Genomic DNA, 14,097 nt, shown 5'->3' with positions numbered 1-14,097 from the left:
ACCGGAACTCTCGCCTCGCGTTGATGTGATGCTCCCATCGGGAGGAAACAACAATGCGCTGGAAAATCAGCCGTCATTTTCCCTCCGGACCTGGTCTCAATTCTGGTCGGAGAGGCCATCACGATCCCAGAATCATCGATCTGCTCGCGATCGTCGCCCTACTGGTGTTCGTGCTCGGCTCCGGCTGGTATCTGGCGACGAGCTTCGCCACGCCGCCAAGCACGACGGCGTTCATCGTGCCGAGCCAGAATGTGCACTGGTAGCTAGCGGAACCAGAAGAAACGTCCGGACTGCGGCGGGATCGACTCCGGCGGGCGTAGCCGCTTCGGTCGCGGCGGCTTTGACGACGGCTCGGCGGACGAGGTGGTCTCCGCCGGCGCGATCTCGCTGCCCGGCACCTTCACCGACAGCAGCAAGTTCGATTCGTGCGTCCGCCAGCGATAGCCCACGCCGAAATCGATCGGCTGGGCGCGCGTGAACAATTCGGCATAGCGCTCCTGGTAGCGGCTTGCGAATTCATCGATCGGACCGAGATAGCGGCCGAACGGAAAGAACCGCCATTGCCGTGCATTGTAGTTCGCGAGCGGAATGCCGGAATCGTCCTGGATGATGGTGGCGCTGTTGGCGAGGAGCCAGTCGCGCACGAGGGTAAAATTGCCGGAATGCAGCAGATAGGACGCGCTCTTGAGCAGGCTGTTGCCGGGGCCCAGCGTCTCGCAGAATTTCAGGAAGCCGGCCGCGCGCGCACCGGAATTGGAAAGATCAGTAGAGAAATAATACAGCGTGCGCGCTTCCCCGTCGCTGCCGGCGAAGGTGATGCGGACGCCATGCGTCGCGTTGGGTCCCGGATTGTCGCCGGCCGTGTGAACCCCGCCCTTGTTGTCGAGCGCGATCATCTCGACATTGCGGATGGTCTTGCCGGAGCGCGCGAGGAAAACATAGAGGATCGGCAGCGTACCGTTGACCTGATTGGCGTGCAGGTCGACCTTCATCTGCTTGGTAATGAAGAAGGAAAAGCTCAGGATCGAGCCGAGCGAGCGCTCGACGTTGTAGAGCGCAGCGCCGATCGAACTACGCGGCAGCCGCGTCAGCTCGGGCACCGCTCCCACCGGCTCCAGCGCGCCAAGCACGTAGGTGCTGGCGTTGGCATAGAAGGCATTGGCGTAGAGGAAGTCCGGGCCGCTGAACATGTAGAACATGGTTGGCCGCGGCGCGGCGAGATTGACGTCGGCCCAATTGCGGATCTTCGAGAGCTGCCGCTGCTCGAGCTGGGCGAAGGCGCTGTCAAAGAATTTTGCATGACGCTGCCAGCCTGGATCCTTCGTGAGCGGCACCAGCGGCGAGTCCGCCGACGGCTGCATGCCCGCAAGGAAGCGCGCAGTGTCGTCGAAGGTGACGTCGGCGGCGCGTGCGGACGAGACAGCCGCAGCCAGCAAGGCAAGAGCGACGGCCGCAATTCTCAGGGGTCGGATCATGTCGATTCGCGATGTGGTGAAGCGGCAGCGGCCACCGGCCGCCTGCGGAAGACGACATAAATCAACAGACCCGAGAGCATGACGAGCATCCCCGACAGCGACTGCACCGGCCGCTCGATCAAGAGGTAGTACATCATGAACGCGGTCACGAGCAGGAAAACGAGCGGCGTGAACGGGTATCCCCAGGCGCGATAGGGCCGCGGCAAATCGGGATCGGTGATGCGGAGCTTGATGACGCCGGCGACGGTGAAGAACGAGCAGAACAGCAGCGCGAACTGGATGAAGTCGAGCACCGCCTCGAAGCTGCGCGTGAACAGCAGCAGGGTCGCGACGGCGAGCTGAAACAGGATGGCATAGGCCGGCGCACCGTTCGCCGATCGCTGCGAGAACACGCGCAGCGCCGGAATGTCCTCGCCCATCGTCATCATCACCCGCGGGCCGATCCACATCATCGCGCTGATCGAGGAGATCAGACCGGCACAGATCATCGCGCCGACGATCCGGCCGCCGAGGCCGCCGAAGATGGCGCTGCCGGCGACGCTGGCAACGTCGAGCTGGCCCGCCAGCGCACTGACCGGCGTCGAGTAGAGGAACACCGCGTTCAGCGCGACATAGAGGACGAGCACGATCAGCGTGCCCACAAGCAATGCGCGCGGCAGGCTCCGCTGCGGCGTGGTCATCTCGCCTATGATGTAGGTCGCGGCATTCCAGCCCGAGAACGAGTACATCACGAAGACGAGCCCGATCGCGAAGGGCGCGCTGACGATGTGGGCGAGATCGCCCGGCTGCGGCGTGAAGGCGATCTGCTGCGGCACGCCGATGACGAAGCCGGCCACCAGGAAGGCGACGATCAGCACGACCTTCAAAATCGTCGAGATCAATTGGAACGTCGAGGAGTGCCTGACGCCGGTCAGTTGCACGAGCGAGACCAGCCACACCACGCCGATGGCGAGCGGGATCGGAGGCAGATCGTCCGCGACCGATTTGGCATATTCGCCGAACGCCATCGCGGCGAGCGCGACTGGCGCCGCAAACCCCACCGTGGCCGAGACCCAGCCGGCGAGAAAGCCGAAGGCGGGATGATAGGCGCGGCCGAGGAAATTGTACTCCCCGCTCGAGCGCGGAAACATCGCGCCCAACTCGCTGTAGGAGAACACCCCGCACAGCGCGACGATGCCGCCGACCGTCCAGAGCAGCAGGATCGAGAAGCCGGACGGGATGTCCTTGACCTGGAAGCCGAGGCTGGTGAAGACGCCGACCCCAATCATGTCGGCAATGACGATGGCGGTTGCGACCAGAACAGAGACCCCCGACCCGCTTTCGGTCAGCCGGCCAGTCCAGGGCGCGGTACCCGCATCTGATGCCGTCATCGGGGTTCTCAAGCCTCAGGCGTCACGCCTCATCGGGAGGCATCGTGCAGATTGATCCAGTCAATTCAAGCAGGGTTAACAAGGGTTAAATGAGGCAGGCGTGACGGGTATGTTGACACCTTTCACGCACGGTCTTGGGCGATAAAGCTGCACCACCCCCGAGAATCCCTTTTCCCTTCCCCACAATCACGACACGATTGTATGGTCCCTTTGACGGTTCCGGATGTGGGGAAATTTCTCTGGACGCTTAACGTCACCTAAACGCCAGTCGGCTGAATTGATTTGAAATTGCCGATGGACGTGACTTGGGGTCATGGGTGGATGGTCGGGGCCGTTCCGAAACTGAGAGCGAACGCGCGTGCCGATCGGACGACGTCCGGCGCGCGCGGTCGTGTGCTCCGGGTCGGCTTGATTCTAGCCCTGGTGCCGCTGTCGCTGACGCTGGTTCAATGCGGCAAGGCCCCCAATCCGGCGGCGCTCGCGGCGAACTCGCAGGCCAACGTGCAGGTCGTCGCAAAGACAAATGCGCAGGTGGCAAGCGGCGACACGTTCGAAGATCGCTTTCCGGCCCCGCAGTTCAAGGAGCGTTTCCCCTCGGCGAGCGAGAGCTTGCTGCAACGGCAGATGTCGGACTTCTCGCCCAAGCGCGCCGTCCAGCAGCAGCCCCAGGCTGAGCAGGCGCCCTACAAGGTCGCTTCGCTCGAGCCGCAGCTCCCCTACAAGCGCCCGCCCCGTGAGGACCTGACGACGCTCGTCAGCATGAAGTCGTCGGCCTTTCCCTATTTCGGCAACAACCCCGCCTCCGACGCACCCTTCCTCAACATCTCCAAGGGTGACCGCCGCGGCCACCGCAGCTATTCGGGGCGCGTCTACTGGCAGGACGAAACCTACAGCGACAGCCGCGTGCTGGTGCACGTCCCAGAGCATTTCGACGTTCGCAAGCCGGGCGTGATCGTGGTGTTCTTCCACGGCAATGGCGCCACGCTCGAGCGCGATGTGCGCGACCGGCAGCTGGTGCCGAAGCAGATCACCGATTCCGGCGCCAATGCCGTCCTGCTTGCGCCGCAGATGGCAGTCGATGCCGCCGATTCCAGCGCCGGCAAATTCTGGCAGGCGGGCGGCTTCAAGCGCTTCATGGAGGAATCGGCCAACCACCTCGCCCGCCTGACCGGCGATCCCAACAGCGCGCGGGCCTTCGCCAACATGCCGATCGTGATCGTCGGCTATAGCGGCGGCTTCCTGCCGACGGCTTGGAGCCTGGAGGTCGGCGGCATCAGTGACCGCGTCCGCGGCGTCGTGCTGCTCGACGCCGTCTATGGCGAAATGGACAAGTTCGCGGCCTGGATCGAGAGCCACCGTTCCGGCTTCTTCGTCAGCGCCTACACCCGCTACACCGCGCGGCGCGACCGCGAGCTGATGAGCCTGCTGCGGCAGAAGGGCATCAGCGTCTCCGAGGACATGGACGAGCCATTGCGGCCCGGCAGCGTGGTGTTCGTCGAGACTGGCGAGGGCATCACCCATCGCGACTACGTGACGAGGGCCTGGACGCGGGATCCGCTCAAGGACGTGCTGGTGAAGATGTCGGCGACGCCCGCGCTCGCGCTCACGCGCGTGGCCTCTACCAATCCACCCGCATCGAGCCGCTAAACGGACGTGACTCTAAGGCGCCGAGGGGCCCGGTCTCTCGCTTAGGTTTTCGGCAGCTTCGGAATGCTCTCGGCAAAGCCGTTGAAGCAGGCCAGCCGCTCGTCCTCTTCCTTGAAGAAACGGCAGTCTGCGTAGCCCTTGGCCTTCGCCGGCTTCGGCTTCGGCGCCGGCGGGATCACGGCGTCGTAGCAGTTGAGGCGGTCCTTGGTGCCGTCGTCGATCTCGAGGCAGGCCTGGAGCCGCGCCGCGATCGATTGCGGCTTACCCTTCGCCGCCGCAGCGGGTTTGGCCGCAGCCTCTTTGGTCCCTTTGGGCTTGACCTGCACCAGCGGCTTGTCCCCCACCATCGGTGGCTTGTCGGCTTGCGCAAATGCGGAGGCTGAATAGAGCACCGCGGCAACCGCCAGAATCATCCTCATTTCAGTCAACTCTCTTTGGTCCCCATGCATGGCGTTCTAGCGCCCTCATGCTCGGTTTGCCAAGCACCTTGCGCATAGGAAGCTGCGAGATTCAGGCTGTTGCGGCGGCGGCTCGCCGGGGCCTGGTCAGGAACACCAGCAGCAGCGCCAGCACCACGAAACCGACCGCGACGAAGCCGAGCGTGTGCAGGAGCTCGCGGGCGAACAGTAATCCGCCGATGGCCGAGCCGACCGCCTGACCGATATAGAGGACGGACGTGTTGAGGGCGACGGTCGCCGACGCCAGTGATGGCGCGGCCGCGACCAGCCGCACCTGCTGCATCGAATTGGTCGAGGCAAAGCCAAGGCCCCAGACCGCGACCGCGCCCGCCATCAAGACAAGCGTGCCGGCGCCGAGCGCCCAGCCCGTGACCCCCGCAAGCAGGAGGCAGGTGAACAGCAGCGAGGTGCGATAAGGCCCCCAGGTATCGACGATGCGAGTCGCGATGGCGACGCCGAGGAAGCCGCAGACCCCGTACAGGGCAAACACGATGCCGATGGCATCGGGTCCGGCGCCGGTGAGCTTCTTGAGCAGCGGGCCCATGAAGGTGAACACCACGAACTGCCCGGACATTTGCAGCATGGTGATCGCGAGCAGGAGCAGGATGGCCCTGCTGCGGGCGACCTCGGCCCAAGTCTTGATGTCCACCGGCGCGCCCTTCAGGCCCGCCGGCAGGCGCAGCAGCAGCAACAGGAAGCTGATGCAGCCGAGCGCGCCGATCTCGCCATAGGCGGCGCGCCAGCCATAGCGGCTGGCGATGAAGGTGATCAGCGGCAGGCCGACGGCGGCAGCGAGCGACCAGCCGAGGAAGATGTAGGCGATGGTGCTGCCGCGTCGCTCCACCGGCACGATCAGCGCCGCCGTGCCGGCAGCCTGCGGCGTATAGAGCGCGCCGATCGCGAGCATCACCAGACGGATTGCAAGGAGGCTCGCATAATCGGGTGCAAAGGCCGAGGCAAGATTGCCGAGAGCAAGCACGGCCAGCGTCGTCGTGAGCAGCGTCCGCCGTTCGATGCGACTGGTGAGCCAGGCCGTCAGCGGCGAACCAATGCACAGCGTGATGGCGCCAAAGGTGATCAGGAGCCCGGCCGCATGGATGCTGACGTCGAGCCCAGTCGCCAATTCCGGCAGCATGCCCGCCGGCGCAAGCACCGAGCAGCCGGTGACGATGTTGCCGAGCATCAGAGCGGTTGGCGCGAAGCGGCGGACAGCAGGCGATCTTTCCATGCAAGTGCATGTAGAGCAGAGCTGCGGTCTGTTAAAGGGCACGGTCTGAAATAGTTGGTGCACCGTCCCGGCTTTTGCGCGCCACTTTCTTGGAATTGCCGGATTGCGCAGGCCGAATCGGCTGATATATCGCTCGTTCCCGCTTACCTGCGCTCGTTCGCAGGAGTGAGCCTCAGGAGTAAAGCAATGACCGACCAGCCCAAATCCGAGTCCGGCTTCCAGTACAGCCTCTCCAATCTGAAGCCCGCGACCCCCGCCCCCAGAGTCACCCTCATCTTCCCCGACGGCGCCCAGCGTCAGTTCGACAAGGGCATCACCGGCCTCGATATCGCCAAGGGCATTTCGCCGTCGCTGGCCAAGCGCACTGTGGCGATGGCACTCGACGGCACGCTCGCCGACCTCAACGACCCGATTGAGGCCGACGCCCGGATCGAGTTCGTCCATCGCGATGATCCCCGCGCGCTCGAATTGATCCGCCACGACTGCGCGCACGTGCTGGCCGAAGCCGTGCAATCGCTGTGGCCGGGCACCCAGGTCACGATCGGCCCGGTGATCGAGAACGGTTTCTACTACGACTTCTTCCGCAACGAGCCGTTCACCCCGGAAGATTTTGCCGCGATCGAAAAGAAGATGCGCGAGATCATCGCGCGCGACAAACCTTTCACCAAGGAGGTGTGGGATCGCGAAAAGACCAAACAGGTGTTCCGCGACAAGGGCGAAGCCTTCAAGGTCGAGCTGGTCGACGCCATTCCCGGCAACGAGCCGATCAAGATCTACTACCAGGGCGACTGGTTCGATCTCTGCCGCGGCCCGCACATGACCTCGACCGGCAAGGTCGGCAATGCCTTCAAGCTGATGAAGGTCGCCGGCGCCTATTGGCGCGGCGACAGCAATAACCCGATGCTGACCCGCATCTACGGCACCGCTTTCGCCAAGCAGGAGGACCTCGACGCCTACCTCAAGCAGATCGAGGAGGCCGAGAAGCGCGACCATCGCAAGCTCGGACGCGAGCTCGACCTTTTCCATTTCCAGGAGGAAGGTCCGGGCGTCGTGTTCTGGCACCCGAAGGGCTGGACCATCTTCCAGCAGCTCATCGCCTATATGCGGCGACGCCTGACCGGCGACTACAGCGAGGTCAACGCGCCGCAGATCCTCGACAAGGTGCTGTGGGAGACCTCGGGCCATTGGGGCTGGTATCGCGAGAACATGTTCGCGGCGCAGTCGGCCGGCGACGAGGCCGAGGATAAGCGCTGGTTTGCGCTCAAGCCCATGAACTGCCCCGGTCACGTGCAGATCTTCAAGCACGGCCTGAAAAGCTATCGCGACCTGCCTTTGCGCCTTGCCGAGTTCGGCGTGGTGCATCGCTATGAGCCCTCCGGTGCCATGCACGGCTTGATGCGCGTGCGCGGCTTCACCCAGGACGATGCGCACATCTTCTGCACCGAGGATCAGCTCGCCGAGGAATGCCTGAAGATCAACGACCTGATCCTGTCGACCTACGCCGACTTCGGCTTCACCGGCGATCTCACCGTGAAGCTCTCGACCCGGCCGGAGAAACGCGTCGGCACCGACGCGATGTGGGATCACGCGGAGCGTGTGATGGCGACGGTGCTGCGCGAGATCCAGTCGCAGAACAACCACATCAAGACCGAGATCAATCCGGGTGAAGGCGCCTTCTACGGCCCGAAGTTCGAATATGTGCTGCGCGACGCCATCGGTCGCGACTGGCAGTGCGGCACCACCCAGGTCGACTTCAACCTGCCCGAGCGGTTCGGCGCGTTCTACATCGACCATGACGGCGGCAAGAAACCGCCGGTGATGGTGCACCGCGCGATTTGCGGCTCGATGGAACGCTATATCGGCATCCTGATCGAGCACTATGCCGGCAGCTTCCCGCTCTGGCTCTCGCCGGTCCAAGTGGTGGTCACCACCATCACCTCGGAAGCCGACGAATATGCCAAGCAGGTCGTTGAGCAGGCGCGGCGCGCAGGCCTTCGGGTCGAGATCGACCTGCGGAACGAGAAGATCAACTACAAGGTCCGCGAGCACTCGCTGGCCAAGATCCCGGCGCTGCTCGTGGTCGGCAAGAAGGAAGCCGAGACGCATTCGGTCTCGGTCCGCCGGCTCGGCAGCGACGGCCAGAAGGTGATGACGACGCAGGAGGCGATCGCCGCGCTGGTCCACGAGGCAACGCCGCCGGACGTCCAGCGGGCGCGTGGCGCCCTCTGATCCCTGAAATCGATCTAAATTCGCTTCCGGTTGCGGGCGTGCATGCCTATCTCGGGTGTGCACGTTCGCCGACCAGCTGAAGAGGATATCGCAGTGCCCGATGCCATCGAACTCCTGAAGACCCGCCGCTCGGTGAAGCCGCGCGAAATGACCGAGCCCGGCCCCTCCGCAGCCGAGCTCGAGACCATCCTCACCATCGGCGCGCGCGTGCCTGATCATGGCAAGCTGGCGCCCTGGCGCTTCATCATTTTCGAGGGCGATGCCCGCCAGCGCGCCGGCGAGGTGATCGCAAAAGTCTTTGCCCGGAAGAATCCAGGCGCGCCCACCGCCGACATCGAGATCGAGCGCAAGCGCCTCACCGACGCGCCGCTGGTGATCGGCGTCGTCAGCTTCACCAAGCCGCATCCGAAGGTGCCGGCCTTCGAGCAGGAATTGTCGGCGGGCGCCAGCGCCATGAACATCGTCACGGCCGCAACCGCCCTCGGCTACGGCGCCTGCTGGCTGACCGGCTGGTTCGCCTTCGATCGCGACGTGCTGGACGGCCTCGGCCTCAAGCCGGACGAAAAGCTCGCCGGCTTCGTCCATATCGGCACGCCGACCAAGCCAAGCGAAGACCGTCCGCGACCGTTCCTTGCGGAGATCGTGACGCGTTTTTAATCGATGTCTTGTTGACGCCCTTGGCGTCTTGCGGCTTTGATCCCGCCGAGGGAGGAAGCCCGGATGAGACGGCGTGAGTTTCTGGTCGGAGCCGCGGTGCTCGCCGGCTCGATGGCGCGAGGTCGCGCCGCCGACATCCCTTCCCCGTCGCCCGACGGGCTCGATCGCATCACCGCATATTTCAACAACGAGGTAACGAGCGGCCGGCTGCCGGGCGCCGTCATCCTGGTCCAGCAGCACGGCAAGCCGGTCTATTTCAAGACGTTCGGCGTGCGCGACGTCCGGACCGGCCTTGCCATGACGCCGGACACGATCTTCGCCATCCACTCGATGACCAAGCCGATCACATGCCTCGGCGCGATGATGCTGATCGATGAGGGCAAGCTCGCGCTCACCGACCCCGTGTCGAAATACGTCCCGCTCTTCGCCGATACCAAGGTGGGCCTCGAGATTACCAAGCCCGACGGCAAGCTGGAGCTCGATCTCGTGCCGCCGGTCCGTCCCGTCAACATCGAGGACCTGCTGCGGCACACCTCGGGCATCAGCTACGATTATATTGGCGGCAAATGGGTCGAGCAGGCCTACAAGGCCGCCAATATCTTCGAAGGTCAGTTCAACAACAGGGAATTCGCCGATCGGATCGCGAAGCTGCCGCTGGCGCGGCAGCCGGGAACGTTGTGGCGCTACGGTCATTCCACCGACGTGCTCGGCGCCGTCATCGAGATCATCTCGGGCCAGACGCTGTACGAATTCCTGAAAGCACGCATCTTCGATCCGCTCGGCATGAGCAGCACCAAATTTGCGCTGGCGACGGAGGACGAGCTGGCGCGGATGGCGCGGCCGCTGCCGAACGATTTCATCCTGCTCGCCGCCGAGCGCGAGCGCCTCGACCATCCCGAATGGCAGTCCGGCGGCGGTGGGCTGCTCTCGACCATCACCGATTATCAGCGCTTCGCGCAGATGCTGCTCAACGGCGGCCAGTTCGAGGGCAAGCGTTATCTGAGCCCGGCTGCGTTCAAGGCCATGACGACCGACCACATCGGACCAGGGTCCGGCGTCGGACGCGACTATTTCTATTTCCCGGGCGACGGCTTCGGCTATGGCTACGGTCTTGCGGTGCGCACCGATCCCGGCAACGCGAAACCGCCGCCGCCGGGCTCGATCGGCGAGTTGAAATGGGACAGTGGCAGCGGCACCTATTTCGGCGTCGATCCCAAGCTCGACATGGCCTACCTCATGATGCAGCAGACCCAGAACGAGCGCAGCCGCATCACACCCGCCTTCAAGGCACTGGTCTACGATTGCTATCCTCCGGATCTACGCCGCCCGTGAGGCGCGCTGGCCGAAATCGGCGAGCAGCTTTGCGATCTCGGCGGCGGGCCGCGCTGCGCTGAACAGGAAGCCCTGCACCTCGTTGCAGCCCTCGGCGCGCAGCCAGTCGAGCTGATCCTCGGTCTCGACGCCTTCCGCCGTGGTGGTGATGTTGAGGCTGCGGCCAAGACCGGAGATCGCGCGCACGATCGCGCCGCAATCGGGCCGCTGCGCCAGATCCTTGATGAAGGAACGGTCGATCTTGATCTTGTCGAAGGGGAAGCTGCGGAGATAGCTGAGGCTGGAATAGCCGGTGCCGAAATCGTCCATGGAGATGCCGACGCCGAGCTCGCGCAATTGATGCAGCGTGGCGAGGTTGGATTCGGTCTCCGCCAGGAAGATCGACTCGGTGATCTCGAGCTCGAGCCGCCTCGACGACAGGCCGGACTGCGCCAGAGCGGAGATCACGACCTGAACCAGATTGCGGCTGCGGAATTGCGCCGGCGACAGATTGACCGCGACTTTGACGTCGCCAGGCCATTTGACGGCTTCGGCGCAGGCCTCGCGCAACACCCATTCGCCAAGCTGGGTGATCAGGCCGATGTCCTCGGCGACCGGAATGAACTCGGCGGGCGAGATCATGCCCTTGTCCGGGTGCCGCCAGCGCAACAGCGATTCGAAGCCGGAGATGCGGTCGGATGCGATCGACACCAACGGCTGGTAGTGCAGCTCGAACTCGCCATTGGCAAAGGCGCGGCGCAGGTCGAGCTCCATGTCGCGGCGCTTCTGCGCCTGAAGGTCCATCTCGCGCTCGAAGAAATGGTGCACGCAGCCGCCGTCGGACTTCGCCCGGTACAGGGCCATGTCGGCGTTGCGCATCAATTCCTCGGACGTCATGCCATCCCCCGGTGACAGCGCGATCCCGATGCTGGCGCCGATCACCATCTCCTGGCCATCGATCTCATAGGGCGCCTTCAACATGTCGATCAGCAGGGTCGCGCAGGCGCTGGCCTCGTTCGGCGAGACGTCGGCCGCCAGGATGACGGCGAACTCGTCACCACCGAGCCTCGCCGCGAGATTGGCACCGCGAACCGCATTGGTCAGGCGTTCGGCAACTTGCTTGAGCAGGCGGTCGCCCGCCGGATGCCCGAAGGAATCGTTGATGTTCTTGAACAGGTCGAGATCGATGTAGAGCACGCCGACCCGCTTTCCGCCGGCCTGGTCGAGCGCCTGCTTCAGCCGCTCCTGGAAATATTCGCGGTTCGGCAGGTCCGTGAGCCCGTCGTGATGGGCCATGTGGGCGATCCGCGCCTCGGCCTTGCGCCGTTCGGTGATGTCGACCACCGCGACCAGATAGCCGTCGCGATCGTCGAAGGCGACGCGCCGGCCGAAGGTGAGCACCTCGATCTCGCTGCCGTCGGCGCGTAAGTGCCGCCAGTTGCGCGAGGAATGATAGGCATCGCCGACGCGCTCGAGCGCCTCGGCGTGGCTCTTCCACTCGTCCTCGGGCCAGATCTCGTGCAGCTTCATGCGCAGGAAGGTGGCGCGACTGTAACCGTAATGCTGGACCGCGGCGTCATTGACGCCAAGGAATTGCTTAGTCTGTGCGTCGAACACCCACATCGGCATCGGGTTGTTGTCGAACAGCAGGCGGAACGAGGCGTCGCGCCGCTTCAATGCGGTGACGTCGGAGATCGTCAACGAGACCACGTCGGCGAAGGCGGTGGTGCCGAGGCGCAGGTGTCGTCCGTCGCTCTCGATCTCGAGCTGCTCGCAGCGGCCGCCCGAGACGGCCTTGAGCAGGAAGTCCATAATCTCGGGCGCGGCCAGCAGCGTGCCTGCCTCACTGACCCGCCGCCATAGCAGGCTTCCGGTCGCGGCCTTCAGCAGCGCGCTCGCACTCTTGTTGTGGTGCACGATCTGGAGATCGAACGGCTTGCCGCTTGCGTCGCGCAGCGTCGTCAGCGAGACGACCGCGTCATCGGTCGCGGAAAAAATTGCGTCGAGGAGATTATATTGCGTCCCGCGCTCGTTGATGTAGGTGCCGACCAGCGTCGCGCTCCAGCGCGAGGCGGTCGGCAGCGCCAGTAGATCGTAGGTCCTGACCATGCCGTCGCGCACGCAATGCGCGCTCGCGTGATGCGGCCGCCCCGTTGCGAGCGCGATCGCGGCCGCTTCCGTCAGCGCTGTGGCGCAGTCGGGCGACAGCTCCGCGACGGGAATGTCCCAGCGCTCCTCGCAGAGCCATTTCTGCACGTAACGTCCGCTGCGCGACAGTTCGAGCGCGCCGTCACCTTTCAGCAGCGCAATATGGTCGGCGAGTCGTCCGAGGCTGCCGAGCATCACGTCCTCGTAACGCGGCAGCCGTTCGCCCGGCTTCAACGCGGCACGCCATTTGCGTTGAAGCACCGGGATGTCATCGAACATTTCGGCGGCCGGTTTTCCCGGCACTTTCTTTGCGGCACTCATGGCAGTCCCCAACGCACTATGCGGGCGCATCCCAATGCAGGTGCGCTTAACGGCGTGTAAAGAGCGCACAGGCGCAGGTTCCGTTCGGTGATTATGACAGTTTTAAGTCAGGTGTTGGTTAGTGGGCGTTAGAGACTATGACGGTTGCGCTTCTACGCATGCTGAAGTGGACGCGGCGTCGCGCAACTGCATCAACGTCGGCATTGCGACCTCTAACGCCCAGCTCAATCGCAGACACATCTTCGCATCCTCGCGGCTTGTTCGCCCGAGCTTTGTCTCGATGCCTTGCCCTCTCATGAAAGAAGGCGCAGGGAAGACCGGGAGCCGGTTGGCTCCGATGGACCGCCATGCCAAGAGCAGATTGCGTGTGCTTCATGCGCGGATGGTTGGAACGGCTTATGTCGCGCTCTTGTGTCTGGGAAATCTGCCAGAATGTGCAAACGGGCGGTTCTCGCAAAACCGCCCGCTCTCCGCCCTGCGAAGCCCTTCGCGCCGATGTGACCTGCGTCCACCGCCGCCCGGCCCGCGTGTCGTGACGATCGCGATACGCCCCTCTTGCTTGGGCGACACATACGCGATTTCCGAATTTCGGTAAAGCGGAATATTTTGGATGGCGCACGTTGACCCACGGCTTGGTGTTTCGCCCGGCGGGCAACGCAAGGTCTCGTAATCCGAATGAGCGAAGCGAGATCCGGGAATCTTGCCGTGCATCCCGAGTGTCGCTTCCGACTTCGCTCGCCGAGCTAGTGCAGACAAGCCGCTCACCCGGTTACGAATTCAGTGCAAAGCGCAGGTGTGCCGCTAGTCCTCGCTCGAGGCGGCGGAGCGGTCGTTCAAATGGGCCTGCGACAGCAGGAAGAACAGCGCGCGTTCGCCTTGATATTTGGCGGACGGGCGCGTGCGCTCGAACCCGTCCGCAAATATCTTGCCGGACTGGTCGCACACTTGCCATCGCCAGCCAAACCGCTTGCGCCTTGTTAGGACCACTTCGAACATGCCGACGGGCCGGGCCCCCTGCTCATTACCGATGGCGCAGGCGTCGATGATCTGCGCATCCGACTGCGACATATAACCCAGCAGGATGGAAAGAGAATAAAAATTGATGATCGGAATTGAGCGTCCACCGGTGCGGTGAACTCGCGCTTCGGGAATAAGGCGCTGATGGCGGTGTTGCTTCGCGCCTCGAGACGCTGCTTGGCCGCGCAGGCCTATGGATTCAAAACACAGGAGCGGCAACAGTGAGCGTCTGCTCA

11 protein-coding genes are annotated in these 14,097 nt (G+C 64.0%); 5 read left to right on the top strand and 6 right to left on the bottom strand.

Going from position 1 to position 14,097, the window contains the following annotated elements:
- Positions 1 to 53 precede the first annotated feature (53 nt).
- Positions 54 to 263, top strand: a complete 210-nt coding sequence (locus IVA91_RS12360) for a hypothetical protein (protein ID WP_247280878.1) — start codon at positions 54 to 56, stop codon at positions 261 to 263.
- On the opposite strand, the gene IVA91_RS12355 is transcribed toward IVA91_RS12360, so the two are convergent.
- Positions 264 to 1,475, bottom strand: a complete 1,212-nt coding sequence (locus IVA91_RS12355) for a hypothetical protein (protein WP_247418122.1) — start codon at positions 1,473 to 1,475, stop codon at positions 264 to 266.
- Complete coding sequence (locus IVA91_RS12350; RefSeq protein WP_247280876.1) at positions 1,472 to 2,845, bottom strand: amino acid permease; 1,374 nt, start codon at positions 2,843 to 2,845, stop codon at positions 1,472 to 1,474. The genes IVA91_RS12355 and IVA91_RS12350 overlap by 4 nt, the downstream gene beginning before the upstream one ends.
- Positions 2,846 to 3,166: 321 nt before the next feature.
- Between IVA91_RS12350 and IVA91_RS12345 the strand changes: the two genes are divergently transcribed.
- Entirely contained in the window at positions 3,167 to 4,492 is a 1,326-nt protein-coding gene (locus tag IVA91_RS12345) for an alpha/beta hydrolase (RefSeq protein ID WP_247418197.1), read from the top strand.
- Positions 4,493 to 4,533: 41 nt separating this feature from the next.
- Here IVA91_RS12345 and IVA91_RS12340 read toward each other — a convergent pair whose 3' ends face one another.
- Positions 4,534 to 4,911, bottom strand: a complete 378-nt coding sequence (locus tag IVA91_RS12340) for a hypothetical protein (protein ID WP_091889385.1) — start codon at positions 4,909 to 4,911, stop codon at positions 4,534 to 4,536.
- A gap of 91 nt (positions 4,912 to 5,002) precedes the next feature.
- Positions 5,003 to 6,178: an MFS transporter gene (locus IVA91_RS12335; protein WP_247280874.1), complete on the bottom strand. Its 1,176-nt coding sequence runs from the start codon at positions 6,176 to 6,178 to the stop codon at positions 5,003 to 5,005.
- Positions 6,179 to 6,364: 186 nt separating this feature from the next.
- On the opposite strand from IVA91_RS12335, the gene thrS reads away from it, so the two are divergent.
- The 3 genes from thrS to IVA91_RS12320 all read left to right on the top strand — a co-directional run bounded on the left by thrS (position 6,365) and on the right by IVA91_RS12320 (position 10,396).
- On the top strand, positions 6,365 to 8,407 hold the full coding sequence (thrS, locus tag IVA91_RS12330; protein ID WP_247280873.1) for a threonine--tRNA ligase: 2,043 nt from the start codon (positions 6,365 to 6,367) through the stop codon (positions 8,405 to 8,407).
- 93 nt (positions 8,408 to 8,500) lie between these two features.
- Complete coding sequence (locus IVA91_RS12325; protein ID WP_247280872.1) at positions 8,501 to 9,064, top strand: nitroreductase; 564 nt, start codon at positions 8,501 to 8,503, stop codon at positions 9,062 to 9,064.
- A 63-nt stretch (positions 9,065 to 9,127) separates the two neighbouring features.
- Positions 9,128 to 10,396, top strand: a complete 1,269-nt coding sequence (locus tag IVA91_RS12320) for a serine hydrolase domain-containing protein (RefSeq protein WP_247280871.1) — start codon at positions 9,128 to 9,130, stop codon at positions 10,394 to 10,396.
- Here the strand turns inward: IVA91_RS12320 and IVA91_RS12315 are convergent.
- On the bottom strand, positions 10,382 to 12,844 hold the full coding sequence (locus tag IVA91_RS12315) for an EAL domain-containing protein (RefSeq protein ID WP_247280870.1): 2,463 nt from the start codon (positions 12,842 to 12,844) through the stop codon (positions 10,382 to 10,384). The genes IVA91_RS12320 and IVA91_RS12315 overlap by 15 nt on opposite strands.
- 801 nt (positions 12,845 to 13,645) lie before the next feature.
- Entirely contained in the window at positions 13,646 to 14,080 is a 435-nt protein-coding gene (locus IVA91_RS12310) for a hypothetical protein (protein ID WP_247280041.1), read from the bottom strand.
- Positions 14,081 to 14,097: the final 17 nt, after the last annotated feature.

It is taken from the genome of Bradyrhizobium sp. 153, from assembly GCF_023073835.1.
Classification (GTDB): Bacteria; Pseudomonadota; Alphaproteobacteria; order Rhizobiales; family Xanthobacteraceae; genus Bradyrhizobium.
The sequence above is the reverse complement of the archived record's forward strand: the minus strand, read 5'-3'. Positions and strand labels throughout refer to the sequence as shown.